The organism is Pontixanthobacter rizhaonensis, from assembly GCF_012972675.1.
GTDB classification, from domain to species: domain Bacteria; phylum Pseudomonadota; class Alphaproteobacteria; order Sphingomonadales; family Sphingomonadaceae; genus Pontixanthobacter; species Pontixanthobacter rizhaonensis.
Genome location: NZ_JABCRE010000002.1, coordinates 1,284,288 through 1,302,105, shown reverse-complemented (window position 1 = coordinate 1,302,105; position 17,818 = coordinate 1,284,288). Strand labels below are relative to the sequence as shown.

Genomic DNA, 17,818 nt, shown 5'->3' with positions numbered 1-17,818 from the left:
AGCAAAAAATCCATTTTCCTAAATGCATTAGTCCAGCTAGTGCGATGCCGATGCCGATGCCGATGCCGATGCCGATGCCGATGCCGATGCTTCTCTTCGGTTGCCGGCGCGATGCTACGTAGGCGCGGCGTATGGGGCGGGGCCATCCTGCTGATATGATTTCGCCTAATCTTTTTTAAAAACCAGTAAAATCAATACTATCAGAAATTTCGAGTTGGTTGACGCAGTGTCAACTGTGTCAACCAAGTGTCACCCTGAACCTGCGTGATATCCGGCTTTACCTAAATGGCGGCTCATTAAACGCGCGCAGTTTCCGCGAGTGCAACCGGTTCCCTTCTTCACGCAGTAAATTGCACGCTTTCACACCGATCTGGAGGTGGGCGGCGATGGCTTCTTCGTAGAATTTGTTCGCTTGGCCGGGCATCTTGATCTCGCCGTGAAGCGGTTTGTCACTGACGCAGAGGAGCGTGCCATAGGGGACGCGGAAGCGGTATCCTTGCGCGGCGATAGTGGCGCTTTCCATGTCGATGCCGACCGCGCGGCTGAGGCTCAGCCGTTTGGCGCTGGTGGTATAGCGTAGCTCCCAATTGCGGTCGTCAGTCGTTACGATGGTGCCCGTCCGCATCCGTTTTTTCAGATCAGCGCCATGCTCGCCGGAAACTTCTTCTGCCGCTCCGGCAAGGGCTTGCTGGACCTCTGCAATGGCGGGCAGGGGTATCTCCGGCGGCAGAACCGGGTCAAGCACATGGTCATCGCGCAGATAGGCGTGAGCAAGGACGTAATCACCGATCTTCTGCGTGGGGCGCAGGCCGCCGCAATGGCCGATCATCAGCCATGCTTCGGGCCGCAATACCGCCAAGTGATCGCAAATGGTTTTCGCGTTGGAGGGGCCAACACCGATATTGACCAGCGTAATTCCGCCGCGATCTTTGCCGACCAAGTGATAGGCAGGCATTTGGTGTTTGCGCCATGCAGTATCGGATAGCTGGCTGGACGCGTTGTCCGCTGGCTCAGTCAGATACAGGCCGCCAGCACCGGCCAGGGCGGTGTATCCGTCCTTACCGATTTGCTGGCCCGCCCAATCAACGAATTCATCGACATAGCGGTGATAGTTGGTGAACAGGATAAAGCGTTGGAAATGGTCAGTCGCGGTGCCGGTATAATGCGCCAGACGCGCCAGGCTGAAATCAGTGCGCAAACCGTCAAACAGCGATAGCGGGATGGATTCGCCGCTATCATCAATCTCGATCCCGTCCGCCAGTTCGTCTCCGATATCTGCCAGTTCGGTGGAGGGGAAATGTCGTGCAATGTCTTGCGGGCTTATCCCTGCGAGTTCTGCCGCTGTTTCCCCGTCGAGCACATAGGGGAAGGGGATTTCCTGAGCGGAAACCCGCGCTTCCAATTCGATATCGTAATCGCTGCCAATCAGTTCCAGTTGGTCGCGCAGGTAATCTGCGAACATGGACGGGCGCGTCACTGTGGTTGCATACGTGCCAGGTTCGTTCAGCCGGCCAAAGGCGCGGCTGCGATCTTCAGGCTGATCACCGCCTTTAAAACGCAGAACAAGTTCGGGGTAGGCATAGCTGCCATCGCTGCGCCGTGTTTTGGATGGCAAAGTGCCATCGCGGCCAAAGGCAATCACGTCAGCCCGCAGGCGTTCGACGGAAATATTGTATAGGCGATCCAGTCCGCCAATTATCGTTTCTACTGTTTTCATCTTGGGCAGATAGCGCCTTCTCTCTTACAATTCAAAGTCTGCCCCAAAATTAAAAGGGCGCCTGTTACCGGTGGCTCTTGCAAAAAAGGCGCGGTCCCCACTGGGAACCGCGCCTTTTTTTGATTGCTGCCCGAACGGGGCGGGCTGCGAAGTGATTACTCTGCAGCTGGCTCTTCGCCTGCTTCAGATGCGTCTTCTTCAGCGCCGTCTTCCAGCATGTCTGCTGGAATTTCGCCGGGCTCAAGCGATGGGTCAACAGCTTCGGTGAAGCCGACTTTCTCGCTTTGCTCTTCTTCGAAGATCGCGGCCAGAACGTCCACACCTTGGCGTTGCAATTCAGCTTCGTCGTCACTGCGGGCGACGTTGGCTTTAACAATCACGTCCACTTCAGCGTGCAGACGTACATTGACGTCGAACATGCCGATGGTCTTGATCGGTGCGCCAAGGATAACTTGCTTTTTGGTCACTTCGTGGCCTTGAGCAGTAAGCCCTTCAACGATGTCGCGCACTGTGACCGAACCATACAGTTGGCCAGAGTTTGACGATGCACGGATCAGAACAACTTCTGCACCAGCGATTTTCTCGCCAGCGGTTGTTGCTTCGGCAGCCTTTTCAGCGTTTTCTTTTTCAAGACGTTCGCGGTTGGCTTCAAAAACAGCTTTGTTGGCCGAGTTGGCACGCAGAGCTTTTTTGTTTGGCAGCAGGAAGTTACGGGCATAGCCGTCCTTCACAGTGACGATGTCACCGATTGTGCCGAGCTTCTCGATCCGTTCGAGGAGAATGATATCCATGTGTCTTCTCCCTTACTTAACGATGTATGGCAGCAGGCCGATGTGGCGTGCGCGCTTGATTGCCTTGGCCAGCTCGCGCTGCTTCTTGGCGGATACGGCAGTAATACGGCTAGGGACGATTTTGCCACGCTCGGACATGAAGCCCTGCAGCAGACGTACGTCTTTATAGTCGATTACAGGTGAATTCTTACCCGAGAACGGGCAAGATTTGCGGCGGCGGAAGAAAGGACGTGCCATTAGCTGCGCTCCTCACGGTCAGACCGTTTTTTCCGGTCGCGGTCATTCTTGCGCATCATGACAGACGGGCCTTCCTCAGGCTCTTCCATACGGATCGTCATATAACGGATCACGTCTTCGTTGATGCGGGTTTGGCGTTCGAGTTCTGCAACAACGGAGCCGGGGCCGTCGATGTTGAGAAGTACGAAATGTGCCTTGCGGTTACGGTCGATCTTGTAGGCAAGATTTTTCAGGCCCCAAGTTTCGGTCTTGGTGACTTTACCGTTATTTGCTTCGATAATCTCTGTGGCTGATGCAGCCAGCGCGTCTACTTGAGCCTGGCTCAAATCTTGACGTGCGAGAAAGACATGCTCGTAATGAGCCATCTTCGCTTCCTTCACATTGTAATGCCGATCGCTGGCTGATCCGCGGGATTGCGGGGCCCCTCCGGCTTTCTTGATGTCACAGCCCGTAGACCGCGACAGCGGGCACATAGCGGCAAAGGGGGAAATGGCAAGGAAAAAGGTAGAAGCCTATCGCTTAACGACCCTTCACTTGGCCAAAAGTTAACAAATTCAGACCTCTATGTCCGTTTGATACAATAAGTAGAAAACCGGATGGTGCATTAGGCTGGGCATATCAATTTTGATCACGGGAATATGAGCAATGCCATTTAGAGTGATGTCTTTTGATAGCGGCGGCGTGCGCAGCCTGGTGTCTGCGCTGCTTCTGAAAGATGCTGATCCAAAAGGCCATCTTGCACAGAAGACTGATCTGTTTGTTGGAACGTCGTCGGGTGCAATAGTCGCCTTGGCGCTGGCCTATGGTATCAGAGCGGGCGCGATTGCAGATTTTTTTGCGAACAATGCTGCCAAAATTTACGAGCCGGCCGATACCGATTGGAATGAGGGCAATCCTTTCTCCTTTGAACAGCAAATCGCATTGGATACCGTGCCCACATACGACAAGGCAGCCAATGGAGAGACGATTAAATCGGTCTTTCAAACCAAATACCTGTCCCGAAATTTACGAGACGCATTGATCGGCTTGTTCGGCAACGCCCGCCTCAGTGAATTGCCGCGCTCCGGCCCGCAAGTAGCAGTCGCGGCGTTGCAAATGGGCGCAGTAACGCGCGGTTCAGCTGCGCAATGGAAACCTGTTCTCATTGGCAGCAGCCGTAAAGATCCGCTGTCTGAAATGCTCCTGGCCGACGCAGCGATGGCTTCTATGGCGACCCCGACATTATTCGCGCCATTTAAGCCATCGCTGCCGATGGCGGGAGACTGCGGATATTTTGCGGATGGCGGCCTGTTCGCTGCGAACCCCTCGATGGCGGCTATCGAATACGCCGACCAATATTGCCGGGCCGATCATCATGATGTGGAGATGGTGTCTTTCGGCACAGGTAGGTCCAACGGCGGTATCGATAGCGGTGAACTGGGTCGCGCAGAGTGCTGGGGGGCATGGCAGTGGATGAAGCCCTATGCTTGTGAAGGTAAATCGATACCCGCTGTTCCGCTAATTAATGCCACCAGCTCTGCTTCGGCACAAATGTCGGAACGCTATGCGGGCATGATCTTGAAAGACCGCTATATTCGCGCTGATTTTGATCTGGACGAACCTGCGCGTGATTGTGATAGCTCGGCGATTGGGCCCATTACCAAAAGGGTGGCTGATCATGTGGCCAGCGAAGAGTGGGCCGCCCAATCACGCGCAATCCAGGCTGCTTGGACAAAGCCTGATGAACGGACTGACGTAGCGACCGCAGAACGCCCCATTCCGCCTAAAAGCCGCCTCAGCCAGATGTTTGGTCTGTAAGCACGCGCCATGAAAGCAATGTCTGCATAAATCTGCCGCCCTCTTGAGGTTTTGGCCTGATTAAGGTCTATGCCTGATCAAGGTGGCGGAGGAGAACAGCGTGCCCGGCGGATTGGTTGCATTATTAGACGACATTTCGATCATAGCGAAAACGGCAGCTGCATCGGTTGATGACATCACTGTGGCCGCCAGCCGCGCCGGTGCCAAAACCGCAGGTGTCGTGATTGATGACGCCGCCGTGACGCCGAGCTATGTCACGGGCCTGTCCCCGGCGCGTGAATTGCCGATTATCTGGAGCATAACGAAAGGCAGTTTCAAGAATAAGCTGCTGATATTGCTGCCTGGCGCGATTCTGCTCAGCGAATTCCTGCCCGGTGCGATCATATTTATCCTGATGCTCGGCGGCGGCTATCTGGCCTATGAAGGGGCAGAGAAAGTCATCGAGAAACTCGGCGGCGCCAAACATGGCAAGACGCTTGATGATCCGATCGACAATCCGGAAGAGTTTGAGAAGCAACGCATAGCTGGCGCCATCCGGACCGATCTGATCCTGTCAGCCGAAATTATGGCCATCACGCTCAATGAAATTGAGTTGGACCTTTGGTGGGAACGCGGATTGGCTTTGGCGTTGGTTGCCATCATGGTGACCGTTGCGGTGTACGGCGCAGTCGCGATCATCGTAAAGATGGATGATATCGGGCTGTATCTAACCAAGAAGCGCTCGCAAATCGCACGCAGTTTCGGGCGCGGTCTGGTGGCATTTGTCCCGCACTTGCTGACGGCTTTGAGTTTTATCGGGACCATTGCAATGCTGTGGGTTGGCGGCGGCATATTGCTGCACGGAACGCATGAGCTTGGGTTTCATGCCCTGTATGATGCCACGCATGGTTTGGAATCGGCGGTGCAATCAACCACCGGATCATTTGGCGGACTGCTGGGCTGGCTTACCTATGCGGCGCTGTCTGCTGTGCTGGCGCTGGTCGTCGGGGCGATTATCGTGTTCGTGTTGCACAAGGTCTTGAAAGTCGGTCACGGCGAAGAAGCGCATTGAAGATCGAGGGGGCGGGATGACTGAAAGCTGGCAACCCACTCTGTACACCTGCGCCGGATCGCGAGGGTTGCGGGCAACATGGGCCGCAGCGGAAGCACAGGTCAATCTCGACCTGCGGATGTTGCCATTTCCGCCTCGCTTCCAATCGCCAGACTATTTGGACGTGAACCCGCTTGGTACAGTTCCGATGCTGGTCGATGGTGATGCGTCCATGACCGAAAGCTGCGCGATCGCCCATTATCTGGCGGTGAAGGGTGGGGCAGTGTCCTTGGTTATTGGCCCCGATGAAGCAGATTACGCAGAGTATCTCGATTTCACCTATCACGCTGATGCGACGATCACGTTTCCGCAAACCGTATTTCTGCGGTTTGCCAAGTTTGAAAAGGACAAGGGCTTTGCAGAAGCAGGAGAAGCCTATGCAAAGTGGTTCGGAAAACGGCTGATTAAAGTCGAACGCCGCCTGGAAGGGCGCGAATTTTTATGCGGCGACCGTTTTACCGTTGCCGACATCTGCGTTGGCTATGCATTGTATCTCGCGCGCCGGATCGGCTTGGCGGAGTATCTGACGCCGCCACTGAACGCCTATCTCGACCGCTTGACGGAACGGGACGGGTTTAAGGCTGCGATAGCGATGGAAGGCGCTGAACCTTCCGTGATCTAGAGTTTCGCGAGCAGCTGTTTTGCAAACTCTGTCAGCGTGTCATCACGCGCGCCCATAACCACAATTCGGTCGCCCGATTTTGCCATTGAAGCAATCAGCTTGCCGCAATCATCGCGCGCCGCGACGTGGTCAGCCAGTCCGCCCGCTTCTTCGATCAATTCGATAATGCGTTCGCTGCCGATGCTGCGATCCACCGTGCCGCCGAAATAGACCGGATCGCACAAGATGGTGATATCATCCGGCCCCAATTCATGGGCAAATGTCTCAGCCAATTCGTGACCCATCTGGCGCAGCGGGCCATATCCATGTGGCTGGAAGAAGGCGATAACGCGCCCCGGATGGCTTTTCAGTGTGCGCAAAGTCGCACCGCATTTTTCCGGATTATGCCCGAAATCATCAATCACCGTGATGCCGCTATCGCTGGTGCCGATAATGTTGAAGCGGCGGGACAGGCCTTCAAACCCGGCCAGAGCGGCGACGGCGGCGGCGGTTGGAACTCCGGCTGCCACTGCGCCAGCGATGGCCGCCAAAGCATTCGACAGATTGTGGCGGCCCGGCATATTCAGAATAAGGGGGTGCTCGCTGCCATCATGGCGGTCGATAATGGTTGCGGCCTGACGCACTGGCCCGTCGGCAATACTCCCGGCTACGACGCCGATCTGCGCTTTGTCTTGATCAATCCCGAACGTGATCGCCTTCTGCGCGCGCGGAAGCAAAGCCAGCGCCTCAGTATCATCGGCATTGATCACGGCAACACCGCTGCGTTCCAGAAAATCACCGAACAGAACCCGCAATTCTTCCATGCTTTTATGATCGAGGCTGACATTTAACAGCACCCCGACCGATGGGCGGTAGAGAGCGATTGAACCGTCGCTTTCATCCACTTCGCTGACAAACGGCCCGGCACCGCCGACGATTGCGCTGGCAAAAGGGCGTTCTTTGCTGACGAAGTTTTTCATCACCGCGCCGTTCATGACAGTCGGATCGTTTTTGGCAGCAAACAGGATCCAGCCAAGCATTCCGGTCACGGTGGATTTGCCGCTGGTTCCTGCAATGCCGATGCCGGCCCCGGATGTGTTGAACAGGATCGACAGCAATTCCGCACGTGTCATCCGCAGACAGCCAAGTTCATTGGCGCGGATGACTTCCGGCACAGTGTCTTCAACAGCGGCGGAGGCGACCAGAATTTGGTCAGCAGATGTCATTCCGCTGCCGTCTTGCGGGAACAAGGCGAACCCTTGTGTCTCCAACGCAGCAAATTTTTCCGGCGTGCGGCCTTGATCGCGGCTGCGATCTGATCCGGCGACACTGGCGCCGCGCCCTTTCAGGATCTGCGCCAGCGGCAGCATACCGGACCCGCCAATGCCGCAGAAAAAGAATGGCCGGGACAGAAGTTCTTCATAAGTGGGGAATTCGCTCATGCGCTGTGCGGTATGCAGTTGTGCGCGGCCTTGCAAGATGGCTACATAGACAAATGAAACGAATTGCCATTTGTGCACCGGGAAAACGGCTGGAGCGCGCACGCGCTGATGCAGTGCAGGATCTCGTATCTGCCAGATCTGATGTTGAGCTGTTTTTTCACAAGCAGTGTTTCGCGCGCCACGGCCATTTTGCAGGGGATGATAGCGTGCGGCTGGCAGCTTTGCTGGAATGCGCCAATGATCCGGAGGTTGACGCGGTATGGTTCGCTATGGGCGGATATGGCGCGAACAGGATTGCGGCCGATTTTGTTGCGCAATGCGGCAAGGAAGCGCGCGAAAAACCGTATCTCGGCTATTCCGACAATGGGTATTTGCTCGCCGCGATGTACCGTCACGGCATTGGGCAAGCGGTCCATGCGCCGCTGGTGGGCGATGTTTACCGCGATAATGGGGCAGATGCGATTGACCGTGTGCTTGGCTGGATAGGCGGCAGCGAAGAAGGGCTGGAGCCGACTTTAGCGGGTACGCCGACGGTGGCCTTCAATCTCACAACGCTGGCAATGATTGCCGGAACAGATTTGATGCCCGACCTCACCGGACATGTGGTGATGGTGGAGGAAGTGGCAGAGCATTTATATGCAGTCGACCGGCTGTTATTCCATGCGACCCAGCATTTGAAAGGGATTGCGGGCTTGCGGCTGGGCAGAGTGTCTGCCGTACCCGAAAATGATCGGCCGTTTGGTTCCAGTCCGGAGGAGATTGCCCGGTATTGGTGCGAAAAATGCGATATCCCGTATCTTGGTTTCGCCGATATCGGCCATGATGCCGCGAACAAAATCGTCCCATTCGGGCTTGCGAGAACGCCGCTGCACGCATAGGCGGCACGTGAATATTAAGAGCATATCGGCAGGCGCGATAATAACGCGCTGCATCAGGAGCACATAGATGAGAGCGTTTGTTTTTCCAGGACAAGGCAGCCAGAAAGTCGGCATGGGGTCTGAATTGGCCGATGCAAGCAAGGCGGCACGGACCGTTTTTGAAGAAGTAGACGATGCTCTATCGCAAAACCTGTCGACCATCATGCGTGATGGTCCGGAAGAAGAACTTACTCTGACAGCAAACGCACAACCCGCAATCATGGCGAATGCCATCGCCACCTTGCGGGTTTTGGAACAGGATTTTGGCGTCTCTTTGGCAGAGGCAGGCCACTGCGTAGCGGGCCATTCGCTGGGCGAATATACGGCGCTGTGTGCGGTGGATGCGTTTTCCCTCGCGGACACCGCCCGATTGCTCAAATTACGGGGCGAAGCGATGCAAGCGGCAGTGCCGGTTGGCGTTGGCGCGATGTGCGCTTTGCTGGGCGCGGATGTGGACAAGGCGCTCGCACTCGCCGCCGCCGCGGCAGAAGGGGAAATCTGCGAACTCGCGAACGATAATGACCCCACGCAAGTTGTCTTGTCGGGCCATGCTGGCGCGATTGAACGGGCGGTTGCGATGGTTAAGGATCATGGCATCAAACGGGGCGTTCCGCTGCCGGTTTCTGCGCCGTTCCATTGCTCGCTGATGCAGCCAGCCGCCGATGCAATGGCAGAGGCGTTGGCCGAGACCTCACCCGACAGCATGGCGCTGCCGATCTATGCCAATGTAACCGCGTCATTGGTGGCTGATCCCGCCGAAGAACGCGATTTATTGGTTCAGCAAGTGACCCGGCGCGTCCGCTGGCGGGAAAGTGTCATCGCTATGCGTGCTGCGGGTACCCAGCAGTTTGTTGAACTGGGCGGGAAAGTCCTTGGCCCGATGATTGGCCGGATCGATAAGGAAGCCCAGGTTTCCAGCGTGGTGACGATGGAGCAAATCGAAGAATTGGCGAAATCACTGTCATGAAATATTTTTGGGCTTCGCTCGCATTGGCCGGGTCAGCATTGCCTGCCTCGGCGCAAGTCGCGGATCAGCTGGACTGTATTGCAACCGGTTATAGCGCAGAACAGAAGGCGGTGCTTGATGCCTATGTCGCCGCATTTGAAATATCCGATATGGATATCAAAGACCGCCCGCTTGAAGTGCTTGCGATCATTGACGAGCGAGCGCTGGAATGTGCATCGGAATATGGCTGGTCTGAAGAAGCATCCGAGGCTGCCGGCCTGTACCAGTTCAGCGATCTTACCGCCGATTCTATCGCGCAGAAGCACCCAGAGGCGAAGGTTGTGCTCGATAAGATAGACACCGAACTGCCCGATGCAGAACGGGAGCGGTTTTGGTCGATCATGACGTCCGCAACAGGTGCGGCCGGTACAGAATTTCAGCCCACCAACGCCGACTTTATGTTCATCGGTACGACAATCCTGCGCTTCTCGCCCGGCATTAGCGAAGACGAACAGAATATAGTCGGTTCACTGATCGGTATGGAGGCCTTGCTGCGCCATACCGAAGCTACATTCTCAGAACTTTAGGAGCCAATGAATGTTTGATCTCTCTGGAAAAACAGCTCTCGTAACCGGTGCCAGCGGCGGGATCGGTTCTGCGATTGCTTATGCGCTTGCCAAACAGGGGGCACGCTTGGCTGTATCCGGTTCCAACGGAGAAAAATTGCGGATTTTTCGCGAACAGCTGAATGATGAACTGGGCGGTGATCATGTGGAGATTACCTGCAATCTGTCTGACGCGGATGATGTTGAGAAACTGGTTCCGGCGACCGTCGATACGCTGGGGAAAATGGATATCCTCGTCAATAATGCCGGTATCACGCGGGATAATCTCGCGATGCGGATGAAGGATGAAGAGTGGGACCAGGTGATGAAAGTCAATCTGGAGGCTGCCTTCCGCCTGATGCGCGCCAGCGCCCGCCCGATGATGAAAGCCAAACACGGCCGGATTATCTCGATCACCAGCGTGGTCGGTGCCACCGGCAATCCGGGACAAATGAACTATGCAGCAGCGAAAGCCGGGCTGGTTGGCGCAACCAAAAGCCTCGCGCAGGAACTCGCCAGTCGCGGCGTCACCGCCAATTGCATCGCGCCGGGTTTTATCCGCACCGCAATGACCGACGAATTGCCCGATGCCCAGAAAGAAGCGCTTAACGGGCGTATCCCGATGGGCCGGATGGGAGAGGGCGACGATATTGGCGCTGCTGTCGCCTATTTGGCGTCGGATGAGGCATCCTATGTCACGGGGCAAACGCTACACGTAAATGGCGGTATGGCCATGCTGGGGTGACAATTGGGGCCGTCAGCCGGTTCTGGAGAGGGTTTATCCCCAAGGAATCGGTCTGAAAGCACCCCAATGGGGGCGGTGAACCTTTGCCGCACCGCCCTGCGCCGCTAAGGTCTTATGGACTTTACCGGCGCTGGTGGCTGGCTATTTTCCGCCACTCTGCGCGCAAAAGGGAATTGAAACGCGATGAAGGCCACTATCGAACGCGCTACGCTGCTGCGTTGTTTGTCCCACGTTCAATCGGTTGTGGAGCGTCGCAACACGATCCCCATCCTGTCGAACGTGTTGATTGAGGCCGATGCCGGCGGATCACTGAAAGTGATGGCGACCGACCTTGATTTGCAAGTGGTCGAGAACATGGCCGCAGCTTCCGTCGAAGCGGCTGGCGCGATCACTGTTTCAGCGCATTTGCTGTTCGACATCGCCCGCAAGCTTCCGGAAGGCAGCCAGGTCAGCCTCGAAACAGCTGACAACCGCATGGCGATCAAAGCTGGCCGCAGCCGGTTCTCCTTACCGACATTGCCGCGGGATGATTTCCCGGTGATTGTGGAAGGCGATTTGCCGACCAGCTTTGAACTGCCTGCAAAGCTGCTGGCGGAGCTGATTGACCGTACCCGGTTTGCGATTTCTACCGAAGAAACCCGCTATTACCTCAACGGCATTTTCCTGCACGTGGCCGATGATGGTAAGCCGGTTCTGAAAGCGGCAGCGACCGACGGCCACCGTCTCGCGCGCTTTACGATTGACCAGCCCGATGGCGCTGATGGAATGCCGGATGTGATTGTGCCGCGCAAAGCAATCGCAGAACTGCGAAAGCTGCTGGAAGAATCGCTCGATGGCAATGTCCAGATCGATTTGTCCGCCAGCAAAATTCGCTTCACCATGGGCGGTGAGGGCGGCGTCGTGCTGACATCGAAGCTGATCGACGGCACATTCCCCGATTACAGCCGCGTTATCCCGACCGGTAATGACAAGCTGCTCAAAATCGACCCGAAGAGCTTTTTTGAAGGTGTTGACCGCGTTGCCACAATCGCAACGGAGAAGACCCGCGCTGTGAAAATGGGGCTCGATACCGATAAGGTCATCTTGTCTGTTACCAGCCCTGACAATGGTACTGCGACGGAAGAAGTTGCAGCCGATTATGGTTCTGAAGGTTTTGAGATCGGCTTTAACGCCAATTATCTGAAAGACATTCTCGGCCAGATCGACAGCGATGTCGTTGAGCTGCATCTTGCCGATGCAGGCGCACCGACGCTGATCCGTAAGGACGACAAAAGCCCGGCGATGTATGTTCTGATGCCGATGCGGGTTTAACCTGTGTCCAGTCCGGTCCAAATCTTCGGGCCGGTTATCTCCACCTATGTCCGCATAGTCGAAATTGTCTGCGAAGAAGCGGGTTTGGCGCATGAGGTCGTGCCGACGCCCGCGCATTCGCCGGAGAACCGCCACCCATTTGGCAAGGTGCCGGTTGTACATATTGACGGGCACGAGATGTATGAGACTGTCTCGATCGCCAATTATATCGATACAGCGCATAATGGCGGGGCGTTGCGGCCCGCCGATCCTGTTCGGCGCGCGGCGATGGAACGTTGGATTGGCGTGGGGAATTCCTATCTCTTCCCGTTGTTCGAGCGCGGGCTTGTCATGCCGTATATCATGCACCGCTATGCCGGGGCGGAGCTCGACAAAGGGCGCATTGCCAAGGCTTTGCCCGATATCGCGAAGACGCTGTCCTTCATCGATTTGGAAATGCAGCGCGACGGCGCATGGTCCAATGATGGTTTCACTATGGCGGACATATTTCTGTACTGTATCCTGCGCGGCGTGGAGCTGACGCCAGAGGGGGCAGCGGGGATTGCGCAACTGCAAGTCCTGCCGCTGTGGATGGTGCAGTGCCGTCAGCGAGCTTCCATAAAAGCGACCCGCTGGGAAAGTGAGACGTGATCGGTTAGGGGTGGCCCAACAAAAAATCACAAAGGATGCCCCAATGACCTTACATCAAGTTCACGTTCGCAAGGATGAACTCACCACCGCCGCGCTGGTCGAGGCGGAAACCGGCCCGCTCGCAGAAGGGGCTGTGCGGTTGGAGGTGGAAAGTTTCTCCGTCACCGCGAACAATATCACCTATGCGGTGGTTGGTGATGGCTTTGGATATTGGAATTTCTTTCCGCCAAAGGCCGACAATGCCGACGGTTTGGGTATCGTCCCGATGTGGGGACACGCCAAAGTGATTGAGAGCAATCATGGCGAATTCGCCGTGGGCGAACGCGTTTATGGATATTTGCCGATGGGCAGCCATTTGGATGTCGTGCCGGGCAATGTCAGCGCGGCGAGTTTTTCCGACATGACCGATTATCGCCAGCCAATGAGCCCAGTCTACAATAATTACAATCGGTTGGCCGCTGATCCAGAACATGATCCTGCACGTGAGAACGAGCGGATGATCTACGGTCCGTTGTTCAAAACCGGTTTTGTCATCGATTATTTCCTGCGCTCTGAAGACTGGTTCGGGGCAGGGCAAGTCATCTTGACCAGCGCATCTTCCAAAACTGCAATGGGGCTGGCCAGCGTGGCCAAGCAGAATTCCCCCGATGTGAAGCGGATCGGCTTAACCTCGCCCGGCAATGTGGAATTTGTGAAATCAACTGGGCTATATGATGAAGTCGTCGCCTATGATGATCTGGGTTCGGTCGCGGCGGAGGACAGTGTCAGCGTCGATTTCGCCGGCAACGCTGAACTCCTATCCAGCATCCACACCCACTTTGGTGATGCGCTGAAATATTCCTGCCTTGTCGGGGCAACGCATATTGAAGAGCGCGGCCCGGGGTTTGGCGGGGCAGCGCAGTTGCCCGGTCCAAAGCCAACATTATTCTTTGCGCCAGATCACTTTGTCTCCTTCTTCAAGGCACATGGCCCGGTCGAAGGTGGTAAGATGATTGCGAAGACGTGGCACGGCTTCCTCAGCGCGGTCGAAGGCACTGTGGACATCGTCACGTTGAACGGCCTCGACGCAGCGCGTGAGACTTATTTGACCATGCTCAGCGGCAAGGTGGACCCCGCAAAAGGTATCGTGATCCAACCGTAAGGTTGACCAACCGTAGATTATTTGGCCGAACGGCCCTTAGATATCGATAACGATCTTGCCGAAATGCTTTCCGCTTTCTTGATGGCGGAAAGCATCGGCGAGGTCGGCCAATGCGAAGCGATCCGAAATGACCGGTTCAATCCCGTTGGCTTCGATGCCGGCGATCATATCCAATTGGTGCTGGCGGCTGCCCACGGTCAAGCCCTGAACGGTCAGGTTCTTCGCAAAGAGCAGGGCGGTCTGCACCGGTCCGGCCATTCCTGTAAGAACACCGATCAGGGCGATGTGTCCGCCAACCCGGGCCGCCAGCATCGATTGATCCAGCGTTCCGGCACCGCCCACTTCGACCACGCAGTCCACGCCGCGCCCTCCGGTTAGTTCGAGCGCCTTTGGCCCCCATGCCGGAACATCTTTGTAATTGATCACATGGTCCGCGCCGAGCGCCTTTACCCGTTCCAGCTTTTCGTCGGAGGAGCTGGTGGCGATGACGGTCGCGCCTGCCGCCTTGGCCAATTGCAGGGCGAAAATGGATACGCCGCCAGTGCCTTGGACGAGCACAGTGTCGCCGGGCTTCAGCGTGTAATCGACGAACAAAGCGCGCCAAGCGGTTAAGCCAGCGCAGGTCAATGTTGCAGCTTGCGCGGCATCATACCCCGTGGGGGCGCGCGTGAACCAAGTGGTCGGCGCGGTGATCTGCTCACAAGCATACCCGTTGATCCCATCGCCGGGCACACGCGTAAAAGCGGTCGCGGGCGGTTGGCCGTCCAGCCAGTCAGGAAAGAACGTCGATACGACCAAATCACCCACCGCATAGGCGGTCACACCATCGCCGACTGCTATCACTTCACCCGCACCATCCGACATAGGGATGCGGCCTTCGGGCGTCGGGATCATGCCTTTGACGACGGCGTAATCGTGATAGTTGAGCGAGCTTGCTTTCAAAGCGACTTGGATTTCGCCTGGGCCGGGCGCGGGTGGTGCATCCACTTCGACCAGTTTCAGAGTGTCGAGTGTGGAGGGCGCAGAGCCTGTGCAGACAGCCTTCATTCTGCTGCCTCCGCCAATTCGGCGCGCTGCGGCCCGCGGATCAAACCGCCGGGTGTTGCACCGGTCCACGTGCCGTTTTGGAATGTGACGGTGCCATTCTTGATTGTGGCGACATAGCCATCAGCCTTTTGCAGCAAGCGGCGTCCGCCTGCGGGCAGGTCAAAGGCCAACCATGGTTTGCCCAATTTAATCGCGTCAAAGTCAATAATGTTCAAATCTGCCAGATAGCCGGGGGCGATGATCCCGCGATCTTCGAGGCCATACAGCCGGGCGGTGTCCCAGCATTGGCGCTTGATCGCGTTTTCGAGCGTTATTCGGTCGCCGCGCTTCCGGTCGCGAACCCAATGTTCCAGCATGAATGTCGGGCTGGCAGCATCACAAATCGTGCCGCAATGCGCGCCGCCATCGGACAGAGAATTCACTGTATCATCCGAATGTTGAAGCGGGTGGAGGAAGTCCAAATTTCCATCTGCGTAATTCAGGATCGGCAAATAGATGAAGCCTTTTCCGTCATCCGCGCACAGCATATCATAGGCGTATTCTTGCGGATCAATTCCCTTGGCATTGGCGCGTGCGTTGACGCTGGCGGTTTCATCCGGTTCGTAATCGAAATCCGGATCCATTTCGTATTGGAGGGCCCAGCCTTGCGTGATGACCATGACCACGCCGAGGATGTCTTTGGGCGCTTCTGAATAGTCATTTGCTTCTGACAATAGCTGCTTCTTGAAAGCAGGATCGAGCAATTTGGCTTTCTGTTCTTCCCAAGGCAGCTCGGAAATGGATTGCCAGCTGGGGCGGTAGACAAACGGGTTCACGGTTCCTTGCCAAGCCATGATGATCCCGTTGCCGCGTAGCGCAATCTGGGCGACGATGTTGGCGCCATTGTCATTCTGGGCGCGCATCGTTTGGATCTGTTCGGCAAGCGGCATTTCCTTGGCGATGGATTCCAATGCGGCGAAGGTAACAGGCAAACCGGTTTCGCGGCTGAGGTCGCCCATCCATTCAAATTCATTCCAGTCGCGTTGTAGATCGCTTGCCATTTCAAACACACCGTGACCCACACGGCCCATCGCGCGGCCTATCTCGACGAGTTCTTCCGAGGTTGCCGTCGTGCCGGGTACCAGCTCTCCATCGATTGATTTGTGCAGCACTGTGCGTGAAGTGGAGAAGCCAAGCGCACCCGCTTTCACGCCTTCCTCGACAATGTCGGACATTTTCTTGATGTCCTCTTCAGTCGGAACAGCACCTGGCTGTTCGCGATCTTCCAGCACATATGCGCGGACCGCGCCATGCGGCACGTGGGTACCGATATCGACTGCCCGCGGCATTTTCTCCAGCGCATCGAGATATTCGGGGAAGGTTTCCCAATCCCATGTAATACCCTCTGCCAAAGCGGTTCCGGGAATGTCCTCCACGCCTTCCATCAGGCTGATTAACCATTCATGCCGATCCGGCTTGGCGGGGGCGAAGCCGACGCCGCAATTGCCCATGACAACGGTTGTGACACCGTGCCAGCTCGATGGGGCCATTTCCTGATCCCAAGTGGCTTGGCCATCATAATGCGTGTGAATGTCGACAAAACCGGGCGTCAGCAGATTGCCGCCCGCATCTATTTCTTCTGCTGCATCGCCGCGCACTTCACCGACTTGCGCAATCAGTCCATCTTTAATGGCAACGTCGCCTGTAAAACGGTCATTACCGGTGCCATCCACAATGGTTCCATTGCGGATAATCAGGTCAAAAGCGGGCATTGTCTCTCTCCAGTTTTCTTAAGAGAATTCCATAGGAACGCGGCAGAGTCTAGCTATTCCGTATCCCGCGCAGATTGCTTGCCCAAGTCCGGCCAATACGCCATCCTCCAGCCATAAACGGCAGCGTATTAAAGGAAGAGGCGATATGGCGACCGAGCAGATTACCTCATGGCAACCGCCCGCAGACAGCGGGATTTCGATCAAATTCGTTGAGGCAGGGGGAAACCGATACGAAGTCGCGATGGCTGGCGCGGGCGATAGGCTGGCGCTGTGTCTGCATGGTTTTCCTGAACTGCATTATAGCTGGCGGCACCAGATGCCGATGCTTGCGGAGATGGGATACCGCGTCTGGGCCCCTAATATGCGGGGCTACGGGGAAAGCCACCGACCCGTTGGTACGGAGCATTATGGGCTGAACAGGCTGGCCCAGGACGTTGCCGATGTGATTGATGCAAGCGGTGCCAAAGATGTGACCCTGATTGCCCATGATTGGGGCGCGATCGTGGCGTGGCACTTTGCGATCAAGAAACTGCGACCGCTGACTAAATTGATCATCTTGAATGTGCCGCACCCGAAATGCGGCCAGCGAGAAATCAAGAAATGGCGGCAGCTGAAAAAGAGCTGGTACATATTCTTCTTCCAAATCCCATGGTTGCCGGAAAAACTGTTGGCGCGGGGTAAGGGCAGGGCGATCCAGATGGCGTTTCGCGGCAATGCGGTGAATACCGAATTGTTCGATGATCAGGCCTTGGAACCCTATCGCCAGGCGGCGCTGCGGCCCGGCGCGCTAACCGCGATGCTGAGTTATTACAGAGCTTTGTTGCAGATACCCGATGGACGCGATCTGCCGACATATCAGGTCGATATACCCACGCTGGTATTATGGGGGGAACAGGACATTGCGCTGGATATTCACTTGCTCGATGGGCTGGAGGACTATGTCCCCGACCTAACGATAAAACGTTTTCCTGAGGCATCCCATTGGGTGCAGCAGGATGTCCCGGATGCCGTGAATGCTGAATTGCAATCGTGGCTGGAAGGCTAGGCAGG

Annotated in this window: 18 protein-coding genes; 11 read left to right on the top strand and 7 right to left on the bottom strand. The window is 56.2% G+C overall.

What is annotated here, in order from left to right; all coding sequences use genetic code 11:
• Positions 1 to 277: 277 nt before the first annotated feature.
• The 4 genes from HKD42_RS06145 to rpsF all read right to left on the bottom strand — a co-directional run bounded on the left by HKD42_RS06145 (position 278) and on the right by rpsF (position 3,110).
• Positions 278 to 1,717, bottom strand: a complete 1,440-nt coding sequence (locus HKD42_RS06145) for an AMP nucleosidase (RefSeq protein WP_170011265.1) — start codon at positions 1,715 to 1,717, stop codon at positions 278 to 280.
• Positions 1,718 to 1,872: 155 nt separating this feature from the next.
• Positions 1,873 to 2,508 carry a 50S ribosomal protein L9 gene (rplI, locus tag HKD42_RS06140; protein ID WP_170011263.1) on the bottom strand — a complete coding sequence of 212 codons (636 nt, stop codon included), beginning with the start codon at positions 2,506 to 2,508 and terminating at the stop codon, positions 1,873 to 1,875.
• A gap of 12 nt (positions 2,509 to 2,520) precedes the next feature.
• Positions 2,521 to 2,745, bottom strand: coding sequence for a 30S ribosomal protein S18 (gene rpsR, locus HKD42_RS06135; RefSeq protein ID WP_170011261.1), 225 nt, complete (start codon positions 2,743 to 2,745; stop codon positions 2,521 to 2,523).
• Positions 2,745 to 3,110 carry a 30S ribosomal protein S6 gene (gene rpsF, locus HKD42_RS06130; RefSeq protein WP_170011259.1) on the bottom strand — a complete coding sequence of 122 codons (366 nt, stop codon included), beginning with the start codon at positions 3,108 to 3,110 and terminating at the stop codon, positions 2,745 to 2,747. The genes rpsR and rpsF overlap by 1 nt, the downstream gene beginning before the upstream one ends.
• A 295-nt stretch (positions 3,111 to 3,405) precedes the next feature.
• On the opposite strand from rpsF, the gene HKD42_RS06125 reads away from it, so the two are divergent.
• The 3 genes from HKD42_RS06125 to HKD42_RS06115 all read left to right on the top strand — a co-directional run bounded on the left by HKD42_RS06125 (position 3,406) and on the right by HKD42_RS06115 (position 6,254).
• Entirely contained in the window at positions 3,406 to 4,542 is a 1,137-nt protein-coding gene (locus tag HKD42_RS06125) for a patatin-like phospholipase family protein (RefSeq protein ID WP_170011257.1), read from the top strand.
• Between the two features lie 100 nt (positions 4,543 to 4,642).
• Positions 4,643 to 5,593, top strand: coding sequence for a DUF808 family protein (locus tag HKD42_RS06120; protein WP_170011256.1), 951 nt, complete (start codon positions 4,643 to 4,645; stop codon positions 5,591 to 5,593).
• Positions 5,594 to 5,609: 16 nt separating this feature from the next.
• On the top strand, positions 5,610 to 6,254 hold the full coding sequence (locus HKD42_RS06115) for a glutathione S-transferase family protein (protein ID WP_170011254.1): 645 nt from the start codon (positions 5,610 to 5,612) through the stop codon (positions 6,252 to 6,254).
• Here HKD42_RS06115 and HKD42_RS06110 read toward each other — a convergent pair.
• Positions 6,251 to 7,675, bottom strand: a complete 1,425-nt coding sequence (locus HKD42_RS06110) for a glutamate ligase domain-containing protein (RefSeq protein ID WP_170011252.1) — start codon at positions 7,673 to 7,675, stop codon at positions 6,251 to 6,253. The two genes, HKD42_RS06115 and HKD42_RS06110, sit on opposite strands and share 4 nt — an antisense overlap.
• 53 nt (positions 7,676 to 7,728) lie before the next feature.
• Between HKD42_RS06110 and HKD42_RS06105 the strand changes: the two genes are divergently transcribed.
• From HKD42_RS06105 to HKD42_RS06075, 7 genes are all read left to right on the top strand, one after another.
• On the top strand, positions 7,729 to 8,553 hold the full coding sequence (locus tag HKD42_RS06105; RefSeq protein ID WP_170011250.1) for an LD-carboxypeptidase: 825 nt from the start codon (positions 7,729 to 7,731) through the stop codon (positions 8,551 to 8,553).
• Between the two features lie 67 nt (positions 8,554 to 8,620).
• Entirely contained in the window at positions 8,621 to 9,559 is a 939-nt protein-coding gene (gene fabD, locus HKD42_RS06100) for an ACP S-malonyltransferase (RefSeq protein WP_170011248.1), read from the top strand.
• Positions 9,556 to 10,125 carry a hypothetical protein gene (locus tag HKD42_RS06095; RefSeq protein ID WP_170011229.1) on the top strand — a complete coding sequence of 190 codons (570 nt, stop codon included), beginning with the start codon at positions 9,556 to 9,558 and terminating at the stop codon, positions 10,123 to 10,125. The genes fabD and HKD42_RS06095 overlap by 4 nt, the downstream gene beginning before the upstream one ends.
• Before the next feature lie 10 nt (positions 10,126 to 10,135).
• Positions 10,136 to 10,888, top strand: a complete 753-nt coding sequence (fabG, locus tag HKD42_RS06090; RefSeq protein WP_170011227.1) for a 3-oxoacyl-[acyl-carrier-protein] reductase — start codon at positions 10,136 to 10,138, stop codon at positions 10,886 to 10,888.
• Positions 10,889 to 11,071: 183 nt separating this feature from the next.
• On the top strand, positions 11,072 to 12,199 hold the full coding sequence (gene dnaN / locus HKD42_RS06085; RefSeq protein ID WP_170011225.1) for a DNA polymerase III subunit beta: 1,128 nt from the start codon (positions 11,072 to 11,074) through the stop codon (positions 12,197 to 12,199).
• Positions 12,200 to 12,202: 3 nt separating this feature from the next.
• Positions 12,203 to 12,829, top strand: coding sequence for a glutathione S-transferase N-terminal domain-containing protein (locus tag HKD42_RS06080; RefSeq protein WP_170011223.1), 627 nt, complete (start codon positions 12,203 to 12,205; stop codon positions 12,827 to 12,829).
• Positions 12,830 to 12,872: 43 nt separating this feature from the next.
• Positions 12,873 to 13,970: a DUF2855 family protein gene (locus HKD42_RS06075; RefSeq protein ID WP_170011221.1), complete on the top strand. Its 1,098-nt coding sequence runs from the start codon at positions 12,873 to 12,875 to the stop codon at positions 13,968 to 13,970.
• 36 nt (positions 13,971 to 14,006) lie between these two features.
• Here the strand turns inward: HKD42_RS06075 and HKD42_RS06070 are convergent, their stop codons facing one another.
• Positions 14,007 to 15,017: a zinc-dependent alcohol dehydrogenase family protein gene (locus tag HKD42_RS06070; protein ID WP_170011219.1), complete on the bottom strand. Its 1,011-nt coding sequence runs from the start codon at positions 15,015 to 15,017 to the stop codon at positions 14,007 to 14,009.
• The gene (locus HKD42_RS06065) at positions 15,014 to 16,768 is read right to left on the bottom strand and encodes an N-acyl-D-amino-acid deacylase family protein (protein WP_170011217.1); all 1,755 of its coding nucleotides are present in this window, start codon (positions 16,766 to 16,768) and stop codon (positions 15,014 to 15,016) included. Before HKD42_RS06065 ends, HKD42_RS06070 begins: the two co-directional genes overlap by 4 nt.
• A gap of 145 nt (positions 16,769 to 16,913) precedes the next feature.
• On the opposite strand from HKD42_RS06065, the gene HKD42_RS06060 reads away from it, so the two are divergent.
• Positions 16,914 to 17,813, top strand: coding sequence for an alpha/beta fold hydrolase (locus HKD42_RS06060; protein ID WP_170011215.1), 900 nt, complete (start codon positions 16,914 to 16,916; stop codon positions 17,811 to 17,813).
• The last annotated feature ends 5 nt before the right edge of the window (positions 17,814 to 17,818 follow it).

What these genes read in the sequence shown, in the direction of transcription:
- HKD42_RS06145 (WP_170011265.1), bottom strand. Translation starts at nt 1,717, where the DNA reads ATGAAAACAGTAGAAACGATAATTGGCGGACTGGATCGCCTATACAAT.
- rplI (WP_170011263.1), bottom strand. Translation starts at nt 2,508, where the DNA reads ATGGATATCATTCTCCTCGAACGGATCGAGAAGCTCGGCACAATCGGT.
- rpsR (WP_170011261.1), bottom strand. Translation starts at nt 2,745, where the DNA reads ATGGCACGTCCTTTCTTCCGCCGCCGCAAATCTTGCCCGTTCTCGGGT.
- rpsF (WP_170011259.1), bottom strand. Translation starts at nt 3,110, where the DNA reads ATGGCTCATTACGAGCATGTCTTTCTCGCACGTCAAGATTTGAGCCAG.
- HKD42_RS06125 (WP_170011257.1), top strand. Translation starts at nt 3,406, where the DNA reads ATGTCTTTTGATAGCGGCGGCGTGCGCAGCCTGGTGTCTGCGCTGCTT.
- HKD42_RS06115 (WP_170011254.1), top strand. Translation starts at nt 5,610, where the DNA reads ATGACTGAAAGCTGGCAACCCACTCTGTACACCTGCGCCGGATCGCGA.
- HKD42_RS06110 (WP_170011252.1), bottom strand. Translation starts at nt 7,675, where the DNA reads ATGAGCGAATTCCCCACTTATGAAGAACTTCTGTCCCGGCCATTCTTT.
- HKD42_RS06105 (WP_170011250.1), top strand. Translation starts at nt 7,729, where the DNA reads ATGAAACGAATTGCCATTTGTGCACCGGGAAAACGGCTGGAGCGCGCA.
- fabD (WP_170011248.1), top strand. Translation starts at nt 8,621, where the DNA reads ATGAGAGCGTTTGTTTTTCCAGGACAAGGCAGCCAGAAAGTCGGCATG.
- HKD42_RS06095 (WP_170011229.1), top strand. Translation starts at nt 9,556, where the DNA reads ATGAAATATTTTTGGGCTTCGCTCGCATTGGCCGGGTCAGCATTGCCT.
- fabG (WP_170011227.1), top strand. Translation starts at nt 10,136, where the DNA reads ATGTTTGATCTCTCTGGAAAAACAGCTCTCGTAACCGGTGCCAGCGGC.
- dnaN (WP_170011225.1), top strand. Translation starts at nt 11,072, where the DNA reads ATGAAGGCCACTATCGAACGCGCTACGCTGCTGCGTTGTTTGTCCCAC.
- HKD42_RS06075 (WP_170011221.1), top strand. Translation starts at nt 12,873, where the DNA reads ATGACCTTACATCAAGTTCACGTTCGCAAGGATGAACTCACCACCGCC.
- HKD42_RS06070 (WP_170011219.1), bottom strand. Translation starts at nt 15,017, where the DNA reads ATGAAGGCTGTCTGCACAGGCTCTGCGCCCTCCACACTCGACACTCTG.
- HKD42_RS06065 (WP_170011217.1), bottom strand. Translation starts at nt 16,768, where the DNA reads ATGCCCGCTTTTGACCTGATTATCCGCAATGGAACCATTGTGGATGGC.
- HKD42_RS06060 (WP_170011215.1), top strand. Translation starts at nt 16,914, where the DNA reads ATGGCGACCGAGCAGATTACCTCATGGCAACCGCCCGCAGACAGCGGG.